The organism is Methylocystis heyeri (genome assembly GCF_004802635.2).
GTDB classification, from domain to species: Bacteria; Pseudomonadota; Alphaproteobacteria; order Rhizobiales; family Beijerinckiaceae; genus Methylocystis; species Methylocystis heyeri.
In genome coordinates, this window is the sequence record NZ_CP046052.1 from 3,324,778 (window position 1) to 3,344,159 (window position 19,382).

The following is a 19,382-nucleotide window of genomic DNA, read 5'->3' on the forward strand; positions in this document are numbered from 1 at the left end:
ACGGCGGATTGGCGAGGCCGTATTTCTACGGGAAGCCTCAAATGGCGATCGGCGTGAAGATTGCGGTGAAAACCGCGCACAAGCCGACAGGCTCCCGAAAGGAAGCGCTCAGCGGCCCTGCACCTCCGGCACCGCTTGCGACGGGCCGAAGATGACCTGAGAGGGATCGCGTTCGATGCTGCGAACCGCGCGATCGAGCGAATCCACCGCCTTGCGCGCATCCACAGCCAGCTCCTCATATTGGCGCAATCCGGTCGAGGAGAATTTATTGATGTTGCCGGCGATGCTCTTGATGGTTTTGGGGTCGAGCGCCTTGATAGCCTTGTCGGCGTCGGCGATCAGGCCGTCGAGATGGGACGCGACCGGCTTGAGGGAGTGAACGACGTCGGCGGCGTCGCGGATGAAGGCGCCGGTCGGCGCGCTGTTGTCGGCGAGCGTCTTGGTGAAGGCTTCGACGTTTTTCAGCGTCGCGGTGATGTTGGACGAATTGGCGTCGAGCAGCTTGTCGAGCTTGTCGACCATCTCGATGGCCCTGCCCGAAAGGCGCTGCACATTTTCCAGGAGGTTGGCGATCTCGGAGCGCTCCGCGGTGATTCGCGGATAGGCCTCGCCGGGCTTCTTCACGATCTCGGGCGCGCCGGGCGTGCCGCCCACGAGCGAGACGACGCCGACGCTGGTGAAGCCGCGCTGTTCCAGCCTCGCCCGGGTGTCGGCCTTAACAGGCGTCTTTCTGTCGATATTGATGAGAACGTCGACCTGGCTGGGATCGTCCGGGTCGATCTCGAGGCTCGTGACTTCGCCGACCTTGAGGCCGTTGAACATCACGGCGCTACCGCGGGTCAGCCCTTCGACGGAGCCGCGCACGACGAGCTGATAGGTCTGATAGAGCGCCAGCTTGCTCGGTCCCGAGATCCAGAAGACGAAAAGAAAGCCGCCGATCGCCACCGCGAGAGTAAAGAGGCCGATGAGCGCGAAATGGGCGCGGGTTTCCATTTTTCGTCCTTATTGCGGCGGCGCCTTGAGCGTTTCCAGCCGAAGCAGACGCCGGTTCGGCGCTGGAAACGCATTGAGAACAATAACCTATAGCCTTTTCATTTCATGTTCCGTGGAACATGAAAAGGCTCTAGCCGTCCGGTTTGCGTTCCAGAGTCCCTATCAGCCTGTTGCCGCGCGTGCCGTGGAAATAGGCGCGCAGCCAGGGTTGATCCGAGGCCAACAGTTCCTGAAGCGAACCGACGCCGATCACCTTGCCCTGGGAGAGCGCAGCGACGCGGTCGCAGATCGAGTATAGGCTGTCGAGGTCATGCGTCACCATGAATACGGTAAGCCCCAGGGTTTTCTGCAGGGTGGCGATCAATTCGTCGAAGTCGGCCGCGCCGATGGGATCTAGTCCCGAAGTGGGCTCGTCGAGAAAGAGGAGCTCGGGATCGAGCGCGAGCGCCCTTGCGAGCGCGGCGCGTTTGATCATGCCGCCGGACAGCTCGGACGGAAGCTTTTCAGCGGCGTCGGCGGGCAGGCCGACCAGCTTGAGCTTCAGCAGGGCGAGATCGTCCATGAAGCTCTGCGAGAGATCCCTGTTCTCGCGCATCGGCATCTGGATGTTCTGCTTGACCGTGAGCCCGGAAAACAGGGCTCCGTTCTGGAACAGGACGCCCCAGCGCTGCTCCAGCAGGCGCAGCTCGCGCGGCGGCAAGGCGTCGCGATCCTGCCCGAACAGTCTGATCGAGCCCGCCTTTTTCTGCACGAGGCCGAGGATGGTGCGCATCAACACCGATTTGCCCTGCCCCGAACCGCCGACGAAGCCCAGGACCTCTCCCCGGCGCACGTCGAGATCGAGGCCGTCCATCACCCTGTGGGCGCCGAATTCGACGATCAGGCCGCGGACGGAAATCAGGATTTCGGGATCGTTTCCCGCAGAGGGCCCGTTGATGGCGGCGACGGCGTTCATGATTCTGGTCAGTAGCTGATCGAGGCGAAAAACATAGCGAAAAGTCCGTCCACTATGATGACCATGAAGATGCTTTTGACCACGGCGGCGGTGACCTGGCGTCCGAGCGATTCGGCCGAGCCCATGGTCGCCAGCCCGTCCTGCGTGGAGATGACGCCGATGACCAGGGCCATGAACGGCGCCTTTATGATTCCAACCATGAATGTGTTGACGCCGATCGCCTCCTGAAGGAGCGAGATGAACGCCGCCGGGCTGATTCCGGCGTATCCCCAGGAAACCAGCAGGCCGCCGAACAGGGCCGCCATGTCCGCGATGACGGTCAGGAGCGGCAGCGAAACCGCGAGAGCCAGAACCCGGGGCACCACCAGAACCTCGATCGGCGACAGGCCCATGACGCGCAGTGCGTCGACTTCCTCTCGCATCTTCATCGAGCCGAGCTCCGCCGTGATGGCCGAACCCGATCGTCCGGCGATCATGATGGAGGTGAGCAGCACGCCGAGCTCGCGCAGCACCAATATGCCGATGAGATCGACCGAATAGCTGGTCGCGCCGAATCTCATGAGCTGGAAGATGCCCTGCTGGGCGACGATAGACCCCACCGCCAGATTGATCAGCAGAATGATCGGAATGCTGCGCAGGCCGAACATTTCCATCTGATAGACCAGCGACGTGCCGCGAAAGAGACGCGGCGCCAGCATCGTGCGTCCCAGGGCGACGACGAATTCGCCGAGGAAGCCGGTTCCCCGATAAAACTCCCGCGCCGCGTTCACCACCGAGGCGCCGAGATCGGCCAAAAGATCGACGATCAGAAAGCCGGGCGCGGCCCTCGCGGGGGCGACCGCCGCGAAGGCGGTTTCATCGAGCAGCAGCCGCTGCTCCGCTCTTGTTCCTTCGAACGCGACGGCCGCGCCCGCGCGGGTCAGGGTTTCCCTTGCGCGGTTGAGCAGCAGCGCTCCCGCCGTGTCGAGCCGGGCGACCGCGCTCATGTCGATGACCACGGAGCCTGCCTTGCCGCCCTTCGCCAGGATTGATTTCCCGGCGCGCTCCAGCCCCCGGGAAGCCGCCAGGGTCCAGTCGCCGGTCAGGGAAAGCCGCTTGACGTCGCCGCTTGCGGAGAGGGCGACGTCTGGTCGGTTCGCCAAAAGGTCTGACGCCATATCGCCTCGTCGCGGCCATGCGGAAAGGGCTGCGAAATCGCCTAAATTCCCGGGAGGAAGCCAAAAAGCTTGCGAATCGTCTTAAGCTCGCCGATCCCCAATGTCGAGGGCGGCCGCGCTGCGGTCAATGCGCCAGACCCGCTTTTTGTTGGAGACAAAATGCCGACCAAGCTCGCGATAGCTACCGAAGCCTTTCCCATAAGGGGCGTTTTCGCGATCTCCCGGGGCGCCAAGACAAAGGCCGAGGTGGTCACGGTCCGGCTGCGCAGACGCGGGGCCGAAGGCTGGGGCGAATGCGTGCCCTATGGGCGCTATGGGGAAAGCGTCGAAAGCGTGACCGCCGCGATCGAAGGCGTGCGCGCCGCGATCGAAGCCGGCGCCGACCGCGAGGCGGTGCAAAAACTGCTGCCCCCCGGCGCGGCGCGCAACGCGGTCGATTGCGCCCTGTGGGATCTCGACGCCAAGCTTTCCGGGATTCCGGCGTTTCGCGCCGCCGGTCTCCCCGAACCCAAGCCCTTGACGACGGCCTATACGCTTTCGGTCGGGGCGCCGGACGAAATGTTCGCCGCGGCCTGCGCCGCCGCGGGTCGCCCCCTGCTGAAAATAAAGCTCGCCGGCGCCGGCGATCCCGAGCGTCTCGCCGCGGTGCGGGCGGGAGCGCCGGGAGCGCAGCTGATCGTCGACGCCAATGAGGCCTGGCGGGAGGAGAATCTCCTCTACAACATGGAGGCCTGCGCAAAAGCCGGGGTCATATTGATCGAACAGCCCCTGCCGGCGGGCGAGGACGCGGGCCTGAGCCGCATGGACCGCATCGTGCCGGTGTGCGCTGACGAAAGCGCGCATGATCGCGCCGGCCTCGCCGAGTTGCGGAACCGCTACGACGCCGTGAACATCAAGCTCGACAAGACCGGGGGGCTGACCGAGGCCCTCGCCGTCGCAGAAAAGGCCAAGGAACTCGGCTTTAAGGTCATGGCCGGCTGCATGGTCGGAAGCTCACTCGCCATGGCGCCCGCCGTCCTCATCGGACAGCTCGCCGATTTCGTCGATCTCGACGGACCGCTGCTCCTCGCCCGCGACCGGGAGCCGGGCCTGCGCTACGAAGGCTCCGCGGTCTGGCCGCCGCTTCCCGATCTCTGGGGCTGACGCCGGAAAGTCAGAGCCCTTTTTCGACCTCGAGATTGGCGCCGAGCCAGCCGAGAATGCCGCCGCCGAAATGGGTGTCGAGGTCGCGCCGGCCCGCGAGCCGCGCCATCTCCATCGCAGAGACCGAACGGCGCCCCGAGCGACAATAGATGATCACTTTCTTGCCCTCGGGCGCGACCGGGATTTTGGCGGGGTCGAATTTCGACAGCGGGTTGAACTGGGCCCCCTTGATATGGCCGGAGGCGTATTCGTCGGCCTCGCGCACGTCGACGAGGATGAGGGAGCCGTTTTCGACGCCCTGTTTGAGATCGTCGAGGTTGATGTCGTTGAAAGGGAAGGAAGTCATCTGGCGGGTCCTGCAAGGTGAAACTCCAGACTTGCCATGGGAGGAGTCTGTTGTCCAGAAAATGGGGCCGGGGCGGCAGGGGCTGGAATTGAGAAAGCCACGCCTCACGCACGCGACGCCGAGAGATAAGCGTTCATCTTCGCGACGACTTCTTCGGTCGGCGCGTCGATGAACTGGGCGGGGATGGCCAACGGGGTTCCGAACTGCTTTCGGTTTGTGAACCGGGCGTTTTGACAGAACGGGTTCGTCACGAAACGGAGCATCGCCGCATCTTTTGCAAAGACGACGATGAAGGGTGTCTTCTGGTCGAAGAACCCGTGCTTTCCGACGCCGAGTTCGACGCGCTCGACCGCCGACCAGGGCAGGAAACCCGCCTTGTCCGGGCTGTCGTCGAAAAACCCGTCGGCGTCGACGATCAGGCAGGGAGCGCGCCGCGCCAATCGCAGGACATAGAGGGTTGCGGCGAAAACGAACGCCGGCGCCGTGAAGGCGGCGATGAAGACCGGTTTTGGGATCAAGCCGGCGCTTGGACGAGGCCACCAAACAATGACGGCGGCGCAGACGGCGATGCAGGCTGCTGCGAGGCCAAGCTGAGCGAGAACCACAATCCTGTTTGGGCGCAAGACCAGCGACATGATCGAGGATCCGAAATAGACGGTGCGTCGGTCCAAAGCTCGCGCCTATAGAATTGTTCTCGAACGGCGCGGAAAAATCTACGATACCCACTCGGGCGGAAAACGCACGAGAAAGCCCGTTCCTGCCTCGTGATCTTCTTCTTCCAGGCTGCTCGGATCCAGGCTCCAGAGAGCCGCCAGGCGCAGAAGATCTATTTCATCGGGCGTCGCGTAGGGTACAAGCTTTCTTGTTTCGGCGTGGGATAATCCCTGTTGCTGCAAGGCTTCGCGGCGCTCTTCGCGCGCCTCCTCCTCCGAAAAGAGCGCGTCGTTCACTTCCGAAAGGGGGAGGGCGGAGAGATCGGCGAACTGCAACTGCGCTTCCTCGGGGGTTTGCGCCCCGACATTTTCCCAACATTCTGAATCATTGAAGGCGGAGGCACGGAAGACTTTCCCGTCGATGGCCCGCATCCAGGCCACGAAGCCCGTGACACGGTAGCTGCCGAAGAATTGAACGTCGCTGAAATGGGGGAGGAGACGTCCGATCAGGGCGTCGAATTTTCGTCCTGTTCCGTCGAGCCACTCCGAGCCTCTCGCCGGATGCGGCATCCAGATCCCGCCGGCGATGAAGACCCATCGGTCTAACGGGGGTGAGATAAACACCCAGTGTTCACGTCCGGCCGCAAGATGTAGGCCCGTCGCCCAATTGGCTGGCTTTGAGTCGGCAAAGCCGAGCGCCTTCAGGACGGCTTCCGGCGTGGCGTCGCGAATGGCGAACCACATCATCTTGAAGCCGAATGCGACAGGCCTATCGGGCGTCGCGTCGATCAAATCTTCCGCCTTTTGGGCCGGCGGCTCGGGCACCACCGGCCGCGGCTCGGGGTCGGCGCGCGTATGTGGCGGATGGGAAGGGGGGCTGCGGCCGAGAAGGAGCGAAACGACCGAACGGAATTTGATCAATCGATCCTCGCTCTATGTCGGTATTTGGAGCCTATTCCGCCGCGCGCATTTGCGCGCGAACCTGCGAGCGCAGATCGTCGATCGGCGCCAGCGCGCCCTCGCGCTCGTAATGCCAGAAAGTCCAGCCGTTGCAGGCGGGTAGTCCCTGCGCCAGGGCGCCGATTCTGTGGATCGATCCGACGATTCCGCCTGTGATTCCGAGTGCGCCGTCGGCACGCACCAGCGCCTTGTGACGCCTCTTCGCGTCGGTAAGAACGGCGCCGGGCGCGATCAGGCCGGCCTCCACCACGCTGGCGAAAGGCACCCGCGGCTCGCTTCGCCTGGTCGGCGCGAGGGCGACCGCTTCGGCGCCGAGCGGCTCGACCGCCTGGATTCGCGCCTGCGCCGCTTCGGCATAGGCTGCCTCCCGCTCTATGCCGAGGTAATCGCGACGCAGCCGCTTGGCGACGGCGCCCGTGGTGCCGCTGCCGAAGAACGGATCGAGCACGAGGTCGCCCGGGTTCGAGGCGGCGAGAATGATCCGCGCCAGCAGACTTTCAGGCTTCTGGGTAGGATGGGTCTTGCGACCGGCCTCATCCTTCAGGCGCTCGTTGCCGGTGCAGATCGGGAGCAGCCAGTCGGACCGCATCTGGCAATCTTCATTGGCCGCCTTCAGGGCCTCGTAATTGAAGGTGTAATGCTTCGCCCCGCTGTCGCGAGCGGCCCATATCATCGTCTCATGCGCATTGGTGAAGCGCCGCCCGCGGAAATTCGGCATCGGGTTGTTCTTGCGCCAGACGATGTCGTTGAGGATCCAGAACCCGAGGTCCTGCATGATCGCGCCGACCCGGAAGATATTATGATAGGAGCCGATGACGAAGACGGTCGCCTGCGGCTTCATCACCCGTCTTACGGCGGCGAGCCATTCCCGCGTGAAGGCGTCATAGTCGTTGAAGCTGTCGAATTTGTCCCAATCATCGTCCACGGCGTCGACGACGCTCTGGTCGGGGCGCGTGAGCTTGTTGGCGAGCTGAAGATTATAGGGCGGATCGGCGAAGACCAGATCGACGCTCTCGGGCGCAAGATCGCCCAGCAAGGCGGCGCAATCGCCGCGCAGGATGTGATTGCGTGGCGACCCCGCGCGGGTCGGCCCGGCGATAGTTGACCCAGTACGCGTGACCTTTATCTGGGTGCTGAGGCGGGCCGCCCCGACGCGTGCGCTACTCATGGACTCGATACCGGTTACGCTTGACTACAAGCGCGACTATGCCGGATCGGAGTAAAAGCGACGTTTAACGAGGGGTATCCTCAACGTCTCTTTTTCGAACGTCTTCGTTAAGAAAAATTCAACCTTACCAAGAGCTTAAGATTCCGTCGTTTCGGCGTGGCCGCATCGGCTCAGAGTTCCTCGGAGGGCTTCCGAAGGGGTGAAAAACTCATGCGGTGATAAGGAGTTGGACCGAACTTCTCGATCGCCGAGAGATGACGCGGAACCCCGTAACCGGCGTTTTCCGCGAAGCCATATTCGGGGTGTCGCTCCGCCAATCGACGCATCATGGCGTCCCTCATCACTTTTGCGACGATGGACGCCGCGGCGATCGATAAAGAAATGGCGTCGCCCTTGACGATGGCTTCGCCCCGGCAGGGAAGATCGGGAAGAAACCGTCCGTCGACCAGCGCGTAGGCGGGCCGGACCGAGAGGCCGGCAGCGGCCCGCGTCATCGCCAGCAAGGCCGCCCTGCGGATGTTGAGCGCGTCTATTTCGGCTGCGGTTGCAAAGGCGAAGGACACCGAAAGGGCGCTTTCACAGATCAGAGCGAAGGCGGTTTCTCGCGCTTTGGCGGTCAATGCTTTGGAATCATTGACCCCTTGCGGAGGTTGGTCCGGGTTCAAAATGACGGCCGCCGCGCAGACCGGGCCCGCGAGCGGCCCGCAGCCGACTTCGTCGATGCCTGCGAGCGGCCATAATCCCCTGCCGCGAAAACGGCTGTCGTGGGAGAAATCGAGTTCCGTTTTCCTTGGGCCGCTCAATGTCGCAAATCCTGGCTCGAACCTTTTCATGAGGTTAAGCCGCCCCGGCGAGCCGGCGCAACGGCGCTTCTTCCCGCCCAGGTCAAAACAGCGAAAGCTGTTCGCCTTCGCGCCTGGGCCTCTGGAACAGATCGCAGCGCAGACGTGTCGCGCCGAAGCCGAGACGGGAAGCCGCGACCTCGAACCTGCGGCCGATCATCCAGGCATAAGGGCCCTCGCCCTTCAGGCGGCTCTCGAACGCGGCGTCATAGAGCTTGCCGTCTCTGGTGGAGCGGATCAGCGAAAGCACATGGCGCGCCTTATCCGGGTAATGCGCGACGAGCCATTCGGTGAATATCTCCCTCACTTCGAGCGGCAGGCGCAGCATCACATAGCCGGCCTCCCGCGCGCCCGCGGCATGGGCTCGGGTCAATATAGTCTCGATTTCGGGATCGTTGATCCCCGGAATGATGGGAGCCACCATGACCGCCGTGGGAATTCCGGCGGCGCTGAGCTTTTCTATCGTTTCCAGCCGGAGTCGCGGCGAAGCGGCGCGGGGCTCCATCTTGCGCGCGAGCGCGCCGTCGAGCGTCGTAATGGAGATCGCGACCTTGGCGAGGCCCTTGCGCGCCATGGGCGCCAGAATGTCGATGTCCCGCGTCACCAGCGCCGATTTGGTGACGATGCCGACAGGGTGATCGGCGCGCTGCAGCGTCTCCAGCACGCCGCGCATGACGCGGAAGCGTTTTTCGGTCGGCTGGTAGGGATCGGTGTTGGTTCCGATGGCGATGGTCTTCGGCGCATAGCCCGGCGCGGAAAGCTCGCGCTCCAGAAGCTGCGCCGCGCCTTCCTTCACGAAAATCTCGGTCTCGAAATCGAGACCGGGAGAGCAGCCCATATAGGCGTGGGTCGGACGCGCGAAACAATAAACGCAGCCGTGTTCGCAGCCCCGGTAGGGGTTGATCGAACGGTCGAAGGCGATATCCGGGGAATCGTTGCGGGTGATGACGCTGCGCGGGCGTTCGATATGGATGTTGGTCTTTAAGGGATCGAGAGTCTCCAGCGAACCCCAGCCGTCGTCGATCTGCTCCCGGACGCTGGGCTCGTAGCGGCCGCTCCGCTTCGAGATCGCGCCGCGCCCGCGACGGCGCTCGGCTGCGACGACATCCGCCGCGACGATTTCGGGCGCGGACGAAGAAGATTCCCGCGACCGGCGCGCAGACCTGCCGTCCGGCGCCCGAGAGGCCGCATGATTTACGGAACTTTCGAGAGCGCTCATCGCGACGCCGCCTCCTCAACCCCGTTGCCGTTCTTGACGCCCGGCTTGCGGCCCGAAGCCACGCCGCGGGGACCGCCACGGCGGACCCGGGCCGCAAGCCGAACTAACCTACGCGCACACCGCTCACGCACGACGACGGTTAACCGCCTGACAGAACATACACCGAACAAAAGAACATTTAGCGAACAGTTTCGGCGCTGTCAACAGCTTGGCGCCGTCGAGCGGGGGCCGAAGCGCCTTGGAGGACGGACGAAATTTCACGGGCGCGCCAAGCCACGCCCGGCCGATCAGGCTCTGTGGGAGTATGTCTAGTGAAAAAGCGGCCTATCCGCCGACTCAGGCCGCCGGCGGGGTTTCGGTGGGCTTGGCCGCGGCGCGCCGGCGCCTCGGCTTGCGCACGCCTATGCTTTTCCATTCATTGGGCGCGAGGTCTATGGTCCGGGGCCCTCTGCGCGGGTCGGGGCGCAGACGCCGGGCGATGTCGGCGCGAATCGAGGGCGCCTTGAGCGCGAGGCCGACGAGATCGGAGGCGAAGCCGGGCAGGATCAGCAGCAGCGAACCGAGCGCCTGCAATCCGCCGTCCATCATATTGGGGCTCGCGCCGGGCTTGGTTTCGCTCTTGCCCATCCTGCGGCGCAGATATTCGATCAAGCGCTTGATATCGAGCAGGCCGAGCAGGGTCGTGCCGGCGCCGAGGGCGATCGCCGCCAGCAGTCCGAGGATTTGCACCACCAGCACGAAGGCGACGACTTCGATAAAGAGCCATCCGCCTACCGCATAGGCGACGATTTTCGACCTGTTCACGCGTGTCAATCGTTTCAGCGAGCCTCCGCCAGCTTCCCGTCGAATAGATCGGCATTGATTCGTGACTTGCAACTACCGACATGCTACCGCAAAATCCCAACCCGAGGGAGTGACCTCTTTGCCCAACGACGGATCCTTCGACCCTTCCCTCCTCGTCTTCGCGGCGCTTGCGGTGTTTGTGATCTGGAAGCTGCGCTCGGTGCTCGGCATGCGCTCGGACCGCGACTCGGCGGAGCCCAGCCGCTTCCAGCCGCTCGGCGCTCCTTCTCGCAACCCGCAGTTCGAGCCGCGGCCGGCGGGCGCCGCCGCATCCGCCGAGAACGCCGACCGCTGGCGGGGCATGGCCGAGAAGGGCGGCGAGGCCTGGAACGGACTGGAGGCGATCGCCGCCGCAGACCCCGGATTTTCCGGTCCCGCCTTCATGGAAGGGGCCCGCAAAGCCTATGAAATGGTCGTTCACGCCTTCGCCGTCGGCGATCGGGACACGTTGCGCCGCCTGCTTTCCGACGAGGTCTGCAATAATTTCCTGGTCGAGATAAACTCCCGCGAAGCCCGGGGAGAAACGATGGAGTCCGTGCTGGTCTCGATCGACCAGGCGAGCGTCGAAGACGCGCGCGCGCTGCCCCGCTCCAACAGCATAACGGTGCGCTTTTCCAGCAAACTCATCACGGCCCGCAAGAACAAGGACGGCGCGGTCATCGAGGGCGATCTCGAGCGCGCCGCGCCGATCGTCGACCTGTGGACGTTCGCGCGCGACCCGGGAAGCCGCGACCCCAATTGGAAGCTCGTCGCGACCGAAGCCGCGCGCTGACCCGTGAAGCCGCCTCCCTGGGTCGACGGCGAGCCCCTGCCCTTCGCCGCGCTCGAAGGGTTCGAAAACGACGATCTCGATTGCGCCTTTGAGACATTCCTGCGCTCGGCGAAGATCCACCTGGAGGGCGCGCCGGAGCTGCGGCCCGCGCTGGCCCCTCCCCCGAGCCTCTTGGCGGCCTCCCGCGCCGCCCTGTCTCACAAAGGCGACGCCCGCGGGTTCTTCACGGACTGGTTCGCCCCTTTCCGCGTGAAGGGAGACGGTTTCCTCACCGGCTATTACGAGGTCGAGGTCGAGGCGCGCCGCTCCCGAGAGCCCGGTTTCGCCACCCCGGTCCTGCCGCGTCCGCGCGACCTCGAGACCCTCAACGAAGCGCCGCTCCTTTCCTCCGGCGTCGCCCTCACCAGCGCCCGACGGCGTTCCGACGGCCGGCTGGAGCCGTTCGAGGAGCGAAGCGAAATCGAACAATCCGACCCTTCGCGCTTTGGCGAGCCGATCGCCTGGCTGCGCGATCCGGTCGAGCTTTTCCTCATCCAGGTGCAGGGCTCCGCGCGGCTGCGCTTCCCGGACGGCCCGGCGGCGGCGCTGACCTATGACGGGCGCAACGGCCATCCCTATTCCTCGGTCGGACGCCTTCTGATCGAGCGCGGCGCCGTGCCGGCCGAGCGCATGTCGCTCGAAACGCTCAAGGAGGCCCTGAGGAGGCTGGGCCAGAAGCCGGGAGAAGAAGGCCGACTGCTCATGCAGCAGAACAAATCCTATGTCTTCTTTCGGCTCGACACGTCTTCCGAACGCGCTCTCGGTCCCATCGGCGGCCAGGGCGCGCCGCTGGTCCCGCTGCGCTCCATAGCGGTGGACCGCGGGCTTTGGCCTTACGGCCTGCCGTTTTTCATTCGCGCGACGGTTCCCTGGGAGGGCGGGACGCCGACCGCCTTTGCGCGGCTGATGATCGCGCAGGACACCGGTTCGGCGATTCTGGGCCCGGCCCGCGCCGACCTTTATTTCGGGACCGGCCCTCACGCCGGGAGCCTTGCGGGCGGCCTGCGCCATGGCGCCGAATTCACCGCGCTTCTGCCGCTCGCGCACCCCGCGTAAAATTGAAGCGGGCTCGCGCAGCGCGCGCCAATTTACGAATGCGGCGCGATTCTTTATCGCTCGGATGGAGTGTTGGAGCGGAAAGGGCGCCAGTCGCGGAAATCTTCATGACCGAGCAGACAAAAACCTACTCGCGCCTCAAGACGCCTACCGCCCAGGATCTGGAGCTATGGTCGGCGGTGACCGCGGACGTCCGCCCTTTTCGCGCAAGGCCCACGCAGCAAAAGCCCAAGGCCCCGGCGCAGCCGGCGGAGCCCCGCCCGATCGCGACGCTCATAGCGCATCGGGACGCGCCGCCCGCGCCCCGCTCCGCGCCGCCCCTGACCGACATCGACTATCAGACCCGCAAGAAAATCCGACGCGGCCGGCTGGATGTGGACGCCAAACTCGATCTGCACGGCATGCGCCAGGAGGAAGCCCACAATACGCTGGTCGCCTTCCTGCGCCGCGCCCAATCGAACGGAGCCAAAGTGGCGATCGTCGTGACCGGAAAGGGCCGCTCCAACGACGAGGGCGGCGTCCTGCGGCGCATGACCCCGCTTTGGCTGCAAGCGCCCAACCTGCGCGATGTGGTGGTGGGATTTGGCGAAGCGTCGCGCAACCACGGCGGCGAAGGCGCGCTTTATGTGCGTATCCGCAGATTGGAGAAGGGGCGCAAGGCCCTTGCCGACACATTTCGGCGATAGAGAACGCTCCCAAAAGAATCGCTCTTACACTGTCTGCATCGCTGCACGCCCTCCGCGTTCAGGCTCAGGCGCCTAAAGGCGAATCAGGCTTCTCCGGGGTCAAATGAAATCCGCTCGATTGGAGCGGCGTTTCATATGCGTTCGCCGCAAAAATCGATGCAGATCGGTGATTTTTCGCGACGTTCGCTTCTGCGGATCGCGAAGCGATCTCGCGGAAGCCGTATCGAAGCCGCGCAGCCTCAGCTCGAGGCTTCCGCCGGAGGGGCGGAGACGGCCGCGATCTCCGCCTGCGCCGCGCGGCCCGTTCCGATGAAAGCCGCGGGGATGTTGGGGCGGCCGTCGGTCGTGACGCCATGGCCGCCGTCGGGGGGCGGAGCCCATTCGAAGGCGTCGAGGCGTCCGCTTTTCGGCGAAATCGGGGCCCATGACCTGGAGACGACCCCGTCGGCGATCCAGACCGGATCGCGCGGCGCCCGCGAGCCGCGCGCCAGCCATTCGCGCACCGGGCCGCTCGGCCCGTGTTCGGCGTCCTCGATCTCGGCCATGAGCAGGCAGGTATGGGCCGTCGGGTGCTGGCCCTCGGCGATCAAAGGCGCCAGAGCCTCGCGGGCCTTGGTGAAATTGCGGGCGGACAGGGCCGCCTGCGCCATGAGATGGCGGCTTTCCGGCGCAGCCGGGGCGAGCTGCGCCAGCTTCTCGACGAAGCTCAGGATCTGGGCGTTGGATTCGGCGGGGACCGCCGCGATATAGGCCGCTCCGAGATCGGGATGCGGCGACTTCGGCCACACCGTCTCGATCAGCTTCGTCGCCTGCTTCCTGTCGCCGTGGCCGACCAGCACTTTCGCCGCGACGCCGGCCGCGGGCACGAAATTGGGGCGGCGCTTCAGGGCGAGACGCGCGAGATGCAGGGCCTCGTGCGGATGTTCGTCCTGCTTCTGCATCGCCATGGCGGTCTCTATGACCGCGCGCAGCCTTTGCGCGGCGACGACGTCGATCGCCTTGCTCTTTAGATTGTCTTCCAACGCGGCCCGGGCTTTGTCCCAGTCGCCCTGGGCGGCGTGATGCTCCAGCACCGCCGCGCCCGCCCATGGCAGCGGCGCGATCTCATGCGCCGCCTTGGCGAAATGATGGGCGGCTTCGACATCGTCGCGCCGGCGCGCCTCGATATGAAGACCGCGCAACCCCAGCAGCTTGGTTTCGGGAGCGAGGGTCATTTCGTGGAAAGCGGCTTCCGCCTTCCTGCGGTCGCCCTCGAGCTGGGCCGCCTGGGCCTTGAGATATTGCGCAAGCGGCTCGTCGGGCAGCTGGCGTTCGGCTTCGGCGGCGGCCTTGCGGGCCGAAGCGGCGTCGCCGACGCCGACGGCGATGATGCCGCGCGAAAGCGCCCGGAACCCTTTCTCGCGCCGGCGTCCGATCGAACCTTCACGCAGGCGGAAGGGGAGCCGGAACACCGCAGAAAGTATCGTCCAGCCGAGAATCAGTCCGGCGGCGAGAAGCAGAACGGCTCCGACCGCGACCGGAATTGAGGTGTCGATGTGATAAGCGCCCCAGTCGAGCGTCAGGGAGCCCGGCTGATCGATGACCCATTCGAGCCCGTAGGCCAGGGCCGCGAGCGCGACGATGAAAAGCAGAATGAACCACATGATCGAGCGTTTCCCGCTTTAATTCTTGTTGTGTCCGAGCCCTGCGACCGCTCCGGCGACGAGAGAGGCGACGGCTTCTTCCGCATCCCGGCGCTTGTTCAGAGCTTCGGCGAAATCCTGCGTCTCGGCGCGCTCCTTCTCCGGGAGCTTGGCCAGGGCTTCGCTTGCGGCGTCGAAATCTCCCCGCGCAAGCGCGCTCTCCACCTTCTGCAGGACTTCATTGACGGCCGCGGCGACCTGGGCCTCGCCGACCGGGCGCACCCGGACCAGTTTCTCGGCGTCGTGCAGGAGCTGGCCGGCGAGGGATCCCGAAGGCGCGGGATGGCTTTCCTCCGCGCGCAGACGCTGCGCCGCGCCCTTGAACTCCGCCAGCAGATGAGCCGCCGTGGGGGCGCCTTTCTCGGCATAGGGGGAAAGCGGCGTGAGCAGCTGCGGATCGACGCCGCGCTCGCCGAGCGCCGAAAGCTGCGCCGCATAGGGACGGCCGCGCTCGAAGGATTGCTGCAGCGAGTGAGCGAGCGAGAGCACCTCGACCCCGACCGCGTTTTTCGCCGGCGGCGGCGCAGCCGCCTCGGCCGCTTCGGGCGCGACCCGGCTTTCGCTCTTGGGCTGGTCGAGCCGCTCCCGCAATTCTTTTATCTCGCTTGCGAGTTCGTCTATGCGCCCCTCCAGCGCGGCGTAATAGCCGGCGGCGTCGATTTCGGACGAAGACTTCTCGGTCGCAGGCTTGCCCACGCGCTCCTGGGCCTGGCGCGCCGTCTCGGCCGCGTCGCGCACGGCCGCCTCCAGCTGTTCGATCCTTTTCAGGAGGCCCTGGGTTTGAGCGTCGTGAGCCGGCGGTTCCGCGCCCGGCCCCGATACGTAAGGCGTAGCCGGCGTGGAGGGCGATGTCGCGGGCGGCGCGGCGCGCTCCGCCCTGGGGCCCGGGACCGGCTTCATGTCCTGGGGAGCGGCCCATCCCGGCGCCGCCTTGGCGGGGGCGGGCGGCTCGGGCGCGGCCTTTTCGGCTGCGGGAGCCTTTTGGGCTTCGGCCGACTTGAGGTCGCTTTTCAAGCTCGCGACGCGGACGGGCTCGGCCTCCTCCTGGCCGCGGAGCTTCCTGATCAGGGCCGAGAATTTAACGTCGGCTCCGATCGCGAAGGCGCGCGGATCCTTGACCGCGTCGTCGATCATGTCGCTGATGGCGCGGAGCCGCGCGTCCTTGTCCTTGAACGCGACAGCCGCAGCGCCGACGCCGCCCAGCAGCAGCGCGACGGCCGCCGTCGAAACGAACAGTTTCCGGAGGAATCCTCCGCCTTTACGCGGCGGAGGGGCGATCGCCGGCTCCGGCTCAGGCTCGGCGACGGCGGGCGGGGCCTCGGCCGCCTCGGGCAGCGCGCTCAGGCTCTCCTCTGCGAACAGCTCATGGTCGTCGCCGCGCTCCTCGCGATGCGGCTCCAGGGGCGCAGCATCCTCGACCCCGTGCGGGGCGTTCGGATCAATATGTTCGTTTTTAGACATTATCGTTTCCTCGCCTGCGCTCCTTATAAACGAGCCGGGCCCCGGTTGAAACGGTCGCGGGGCCCGCATTGAACGGGATTTTCAGAGCGCTCTTGTCGGCTTCCCAACGTTTGGGATCAGCCGGCGGCGGCCATCAGGGCGAGAGTGCGGCGCGCGCCTTCGAGGTGAAGCCGCTCGACCATCCGCCCGTCGATTTGCACGACGCCCTTGTCGGCGTTTTCCGGCAAATCGAATGCGGCCAGGATTTTTCTGGCGAATTCGACCTCCTCCGCGTCGGGCGCGAAAATCTCGTTCACCGGCCCGATCTGCGACGGATGGATCAGCATTTTTCCATCCATGCCGAGATCGCGGCCCTGCTCGGCCTCGCGGCGCAGGCCGGCTTCGTCGTTGAAATCGTTGTATATGCCGTCGATGATCTCGATGCCGTGAACCCGCACCGCCAGAACGCCGGCCGAAAGCCAGGACAAAAGCGCCGGCCGGCCCGGCGTGAGCCGCGCCCGGGTGGATTTGGCGATGTCGTTCGGCCCCAGCACCAGAACCTCCAGCCGGGAGGCGGGGTCGTCGGCCGCGCTCGCGATTTTCTCGATATCGAACAAAGCCCGGGGGGTCTCGATCATCGCCCATATGCGCGTATGCGCGGGCGCCCCGGCGGCGGCGGCGTCCGCGGCGGCGGCGAGCACGTCCTCGCGAGAATTGACCTTGGGGATCACGATCGCGGCCGGCCCCGCCGGCGCGACCGCCGCCATGTCCTCGGCATACCATTCCGAGCCCCTGGCGTTCACCCGGATCACGACCAGACGCTCGCCATAGCCGCCGTCCCTCACCGCCGCGACGGCCTGTTCCCGGGCCAGAGACTTCATGTTCTCGGCCACGCCGTCTTCGAGCTCGAACATCAGGACGTCGGCTTTCAGCGTCTTGCCTTTTTCCAGAGCGCGCGCGTTGGACGCCGGCATCGCCAGCATGCTGCGTTTCAACCTCGAAATCATGCCCCTCCCCTTTCGCGCCCGCCGGCGTATCGCTCGCTGGAGCGCTCCGGCTTTCGAACGGCGCGTCTTTTCAATGGCCCGACGAAGGCGATGGATTCTTCTCTTGCCTGCGGGCGCTCGCTCCACAATAAGGTAGCCGCCGCCTCGACGCCAACATGGGTTTGCGCGGGGCGCATCGTCTTCGAGGAGCCGCGGCGCGGCGGAGGTTGTTGAGCTTTTGCAGACCCATGACAAGAACGCCGGCGGATCCCGCGCCGCGCCCCTGCCGAGCCATCTCGTGGCGGGCTACGAAACTTTTCTTTCCGGACGTTTTCCGGGCGAGCACGAGCGCTTCCGCGATCTCGCCGAAAAAGGGCAGCGCCCCGCCACCATGGTCATCGGCTGCTGCGACTCGCGGGTCTCCCCCGAGGTGATTTTCGACGCGGGGCCGGGCGAGCTCTTCGTGCTGCGCAATGTCGCCAATCTCATCCCGCCTTTCGAGCCCGACGACCATTATCACGGCGCGTCGGCGGCCCTGGAATATGCGGTGATGTCGCTCAAAGTGCAGCATATCGTGGTTCTCGGCCACGCCCAGTGCGGCGGCGTGGCGGCTTTCGCCGAGAGCCTCGCCAATCCCGGCGGCCCGCCCTTGTCGGAGGGCGATTTCATCGGCCGCTGGATCAAGCTTCTCGCCCCGGCTGCGGAACGCGCCGGGCAGCCGCCTGCCGCCCCCGGCCGCGCCTATCTCGAGCGCCTGGAATGCGAGGCGATCAAGCAGGGCTTGCGCAATCTGCGCAGCTTCCCCTGGATTCGCGCCGTCGAAGAAAGCGGCCGGCTGCAGCTCCACGGCGCCTATTTCGGCGTGATGGACGGCCGGCTGCTCGCGCTCGACGAGACGAGCGGGGCTTTCGAGCCGGTGGCGAGCGCGGCCCATGCCGCAGCGATAGGAAGCGCGAGATTTTGAACTCTCCAACCAAAGGATCGGCCGTGAACCCGATTCCCATGGCGGCGGGTCTTTCCGAGATGGCCTCCCGCTACGACGCCATTCTATGCGACGTCTGGGGCGTGCTGATCGACGGGATTTCTCATTTCGCCTCGGCGGCCCACGCGCTGAAGCGCTTTCGGGCCGGTGGCGGAACCGTCGTCCTCGTCACCAACGCTTCGCGCCCCAACGACGAAGTGCGGCGCCAGCTGTTTGGCCTCGGCCTGCCGCAGGATTGCTTCGACGATCTCGTCTCGGCGGGAGAGCTGACCCTGCAGGAGATCGTCGCGCGTAAAAATCAGGCCTGCTGTCATCTCGGCCCGCCTCGCGACGACGGCCTGTTCAAAGAGGCGAACAGGCGGCTACGCGGCGCGCTGCGGCTGGTCGGCCCGGAGGAGGCCGATTATGTCGTCTGCACCGGCCTCGTCGACGAAGACCATGAAACGCCGCAGGATTACGATGATCGACTCGCGACATTCAGGCGCCGCGGCATCCCCATGCTTTGCGCCAATCCCGACATTGTCGTGGGCGTGGGCGGCCGCCTCTACTGGTGCGCAGGCGCGCTGGCCCGGCGATACGAGGAGATGGGCGGGGAAGCCGTCATGTTCGGCAAGCCCCATGCGCCGATTTATCGGGCTGCCCTCGATCGTATCGCAGCTTTGAAGGGAAAAATCGACAAATCACGCGTTCTCGCGATCGGAGACGGAGCCGAAACCGATCTTGCGGGAGCGGGCGGCGCCGGTCTTGATTGTCTCTTCATCACGCAGGGCGTCCACCGCGAAGAACTCTATCGCACCGACGGCGCTCTCGACTGCGCGGCTCTCGAGCGGCTGATCGCCGCCGCAAAAACCAAGCCGGCGGCTTTGGCGCGCCGCGTTGTGTGGTAATAGGAAAAATAAAAGCAACCGCCCATCCTGGCCAACCCCACCGGTGAAACCATGTCCACGCCGTTCAAGATTTACTATTTCGAGGATCTCAGCCTCGGGATGCGCGAGACCCTGATGAAGGCCGTGATGGACGACGACGTTATCGCTTTCGCGGATCTTTCCGGAGACCGCAACCCGATCCACCTTTCGGACCATTTCGCCAGCAAGACCCGTTTCGGCGAACGCATCGTTCACGGCCTCTACACGGCGGCGCTCATTTCAACCGTGATCGGCATGTATCTGCCGGGCCCCGGCTCGGTCTATCTTTCCCAGACCTTGAATTTTCGCGCCCCGGTCAAGATCGGCGACGTCATCAATGTGGTGGTGGAAGTGGTCGAGCTGGTCGAAAAGGGACGGCGCGCCAAGCTGAAATGCGAATGTCTGGTCGACGGCAAGGTCGTGCTCGACGGCGAAGCCATCGTCATGGTTCCGAGCCGCGAACAGGCCAGCCGCCCGGCGGTCCCGGCTTCCGCCTGAGCCTCGTCGAGGCCGAGGCGCGCTGCGGCCTCGCGCAATCAGCCTGCCCGCGCGCAC

Annotated in this window: 20 protein-coding genes; 7 read left to right on the forward strand and 13 right to left on the reverse strand. The window is 65.3% G+C overall.

The window, feature by feature from the left end; all coding sequences use genetic code 11:
- Nucleotides 1–108: 108 nt before the first annotated feature.
- From H2LOC_RS15115 to H2LOC_RS15125, 3 genes are all read right to left on the reverse strand, one after another.
- Entirely contained in the window at nt 109–993 is an 885-nt protein-coding gene (locus tag H2LOC_RS15115) for an MlaD family protein (RefSeq protein WP_136497801.1), read from the reverse strand.
- Between the two features lie 130 nt (nt 994–1,123).
- Nucleotides 1,124–1,948 carry an ABC transporter ATP-binding protein gene (locus H2LOC_RS15120; RefSeq protein WP_202620473.1) on the reverse strand — a complete coding sequence of 275 codons (825 nt, stop codon included), beginning with the start codon at nt 1,946–1,948 and terminating at the stop codon, nt 1,124–1,126.
- 8 nt (nt 1,949–1,956) lie between these two features.
- Nucleotides 1,957–3,105, reverse strand: coding sequence for an ABC transporter permease (locus tag H2LOC_RS15125; protein ID WP_136497802.1), 1,149 nt, complete (start codon nt 3,103–3,105; stop codon nt 1,957–1,959).
- Between the two features lie 159 nt (nt 3,106–3,264).
- On the opposite strand from H2LOC_RS15125, the gene dgcA reads away from it, so the two are divergent.
- Nucleotides 3,265–4,248, forward strand: a complete 984-nt coding sequence (dgcA, locus tag H2LOC_RS15130) for an N-acetyl-D-Glu racemase DgcA (RefSeq protein ID WP_136497803.1) — start codon at nt 3,265–3,267, stop codon at nt 4,246–4,248.
- Nucleotides 4,249–4,258: 10 nt separating this feature from the next.
- Here dgcA and H2LOC_RS15135 read toward each other — a convergent pair whose 3' ends face one another.
- From H2LOC_RS15135 to H2LOC_RS15165, 7 genes are all read right to left on the reverse strand, one after another.
- Nucleotides 4,259–4,594 (reverse strand): rhodanese-like domain-containing protein, encoded by a 336-nt coding sequence (locus tag H2LOC_RS15135; RefSeq protein WP_136497804.1) that lies wholly within the window; start codon nt 4,592–4,594, stop codon nt 4,259–4,261.
- Nucleotides 4,595–4,698: 104 nt separating this feature from the next.
- On the reverse strand, nt 4,699–5,265 hold the full coding sequence (locus H2LOC_RS15140) for an STM3941 family protein (protein WP_136497805.1): 567 nt from the start codon (nt 5,263–5,265) through the stop codon (nt 4,699–4,701).
- A 42-nt stretch (nt 5,266–5,307) separates the two neighbouring features.
- A complete protein-coding gene (locus H2LOC_RS15145) occupies nt 5,308–6,039 on the reverse strand; it encodes a hypothetical protein (protein ID WP_136497806.1) in 732 nt (243 codons plus the stop codon).
- Nucleotides 6,040–6,199: 160 nt separating this feature from the next.
- Complete coding sequence (locus tag H2LOC_RS15150) at nt 6,200–7,375, reverse strand: site-specific DNA-methyltransferase (protein ID WP_136497807.1); 1,176 nt, start codon at nt 7,373–7,375, stop codon at nt 6,200–6,202.
- Between the two features lie 170 nt (nt 7,376–7,545).
- Nucleotides 7,546–8,178, reverse strand: a complete 633-nt coding sequence (locus H2LOC_RS15155) for a ribonuclease HII (protein ID WP_246206850.1) — start codon at nt 8,176–8,178, stop codon at nt 7,546–7,548.
- An 82-nt stretch (nt 8,179–8,260) separates the two neighbouring features.
- Nucleotides 8,261–9,436: a PA0069 family radical SAM protein gene (locus tag H2LOC_RS15160; protein WP_136497809.1), complete on the reverse strand. Its 1,176-nt coding sequence runs from the start codon at nt 9,434–9,436 to the stop codon at nt 8,261–8,263.
- A 336-nt stretch (nt 9,437–9,772) separates the two neighbouring features.
- Nucleotides 9,773–10,240: an FxsA family protein gene (locus H2LOC_RS15165; protein ID WP_136497810.1), complete on the reverse strand. Its 468-nt coding sequence runs from the start codon at nt 10,238–10,240 to the stop codon at nt 9,773–9,775.
- A 118-nt stretch (nt 10,241–10,358) separates the two neighbouring features.
- Here H2LOC_RS15165 and H2LOC_RS15170 point away from each other — a divergent pair, with 118 nt between their 5' ends.
- The 3 genes from H2LOC_RS15170 to H2LOC_RS15180 all read left to right on the forward strand — a co-directional run bounded on the left by H2LOC_RS15170 (nt 10,359) and on the right by H2LOC_RS15180 (nt 12,832).
- Nucleotides 10,359–11,051: a Tim44/TimA family putative adaptor protein gene (locus H2LOC_RS15170; protein WP_136497811.1), complete on the forward strand. Its 693-nt coding sequence runs from the start codon at nt 10,359–10,361 to the stop codon at nt 11,049–11,051.
- A gap of 3 nt (nt 11,052–11,054) precedes the next feature.
- Nucleotides 11,055–12,146, forward strand: a complete 1,092-nt coding sequence (mltA, locus tag H2LOC_RS15175; protein WP_136497812.1) for a murein transglycosylase A — start codon at nt 11,055–11,057, stop codon at nt 12,144–12,146.
- Between the two features lie 107 nt (nt 12,147–12,253).
- Entirely contained in the window at nt 12,254–12,832 is a 579-nt protein-coding gene (locus tag H2LOC_RS15180; protein WP_136497813.1) for a Smr/MutS family protein, read from the forward strand.
- Between the two features lie 239 nt (nt 12,833–13,071).
- Here the strand turns inward: H2LOC_RS15180 and H2LOC_RS15185 are convergent, their stop codons facing one another.
- The 3 genes from H2LOC_RS15185 to H2LOC_RS15195 all read right to left on the reverse strand — a co-directional run bounded on the left by H2LOC_RS15185 (nt 13,072) and on the right by H2LOC_RS15195 (nt 16,961).
- Nucleotides 13,072–14,475: a heme biosynthesis protein HemY gene (locus H2LOC_RS15185; protein ID WP_136497814.1), complete on the reverse strand. Its 1,404-nt coding sequence runs from the start codon at nt 14,473–14,475 to the stop codon at nt 13,072–13,074.
- Nucleotides 14,476–14,493: 18 nt separating this feature from the next.
- Nucleotides 14,494–15,975 carry a COG4223 family protein gene (locus H2LOC_RS15190; protein WP_136497815.1) on the reverse strand — a complete coding sequence of 494 codons (1,482 nt, stop codon included), beginning with the start codon at nt 15,973–15,975 and terminating at the stop codon, nt 14,494–14,496.
- A 116-nt stretch (nt 15,976–16,091) separates the two neighbouring features.
- The gene (locus H2LOC_RS15195; RefSeq protein ID WP_136497816.1) at nt 16,092–16,961 is read right to left on the reverse strand and encodes an HpcH/HpaI aldolase/citrate lyase family protein; all 870 of its coding nucleotides are present in this window, start codon (nt 16,959–16,961) and stop codon (nt 16,092–16,094) included.
- 217 nt (nt 16,962–17,178) lie between these two features.
- Between H2LOC_RS15195 and H2LOC_RS15200 the strand changes: the two genes are divergently transcribed.
- Genes H2LOC_RS15200 through H2LOC_RS15210 form a run of 3 tightly spaced genes read left to right on the forward strand, consistent with a single transcriptional unit; the run spans nt 17,179 to nt 19,325 of the window.
- Nucleotides 17,179–17,904, forward strand: coding sequence for a carbonic anhydrase (locus H2LOC_RS15200; protein WP_136497817.1), 726 nt, complete (start codon nt 17,179–17,181; stop codon nt 17,902–17,904).
- Nucleotides 17,905–17,927: 23 nt separating this feature from the next.
- Nucleotides 17,928–18,809 carry a TIGR01459 family HAD-type hydrolase gene (locus H2LOC_RS15205; RefSeq protein ID WP_246206851.1) on the forward strand — a complete coding sequence of 294 codons (882 nt, stop codon included), beginning with the start codon at nt 17,928–17,930 and terminating at the stop codon, nt 18,807–18,809.
- Nucleotides 18,810–18,860: 51 nt separating this feature from the next.
- Nucleotides 18,861–19,325, forward strand: a complete 465-nt coding sequence (locus tag H2LOC_RS15210) for a MaoC family dehydratase (protein WP_136497818.1) — start codon at nt 18,861–18,863, stop codon at nt 19,323–19,325.
- Nucleotides 19,326–19,382 lie beyond the last annotated feature (57 nt).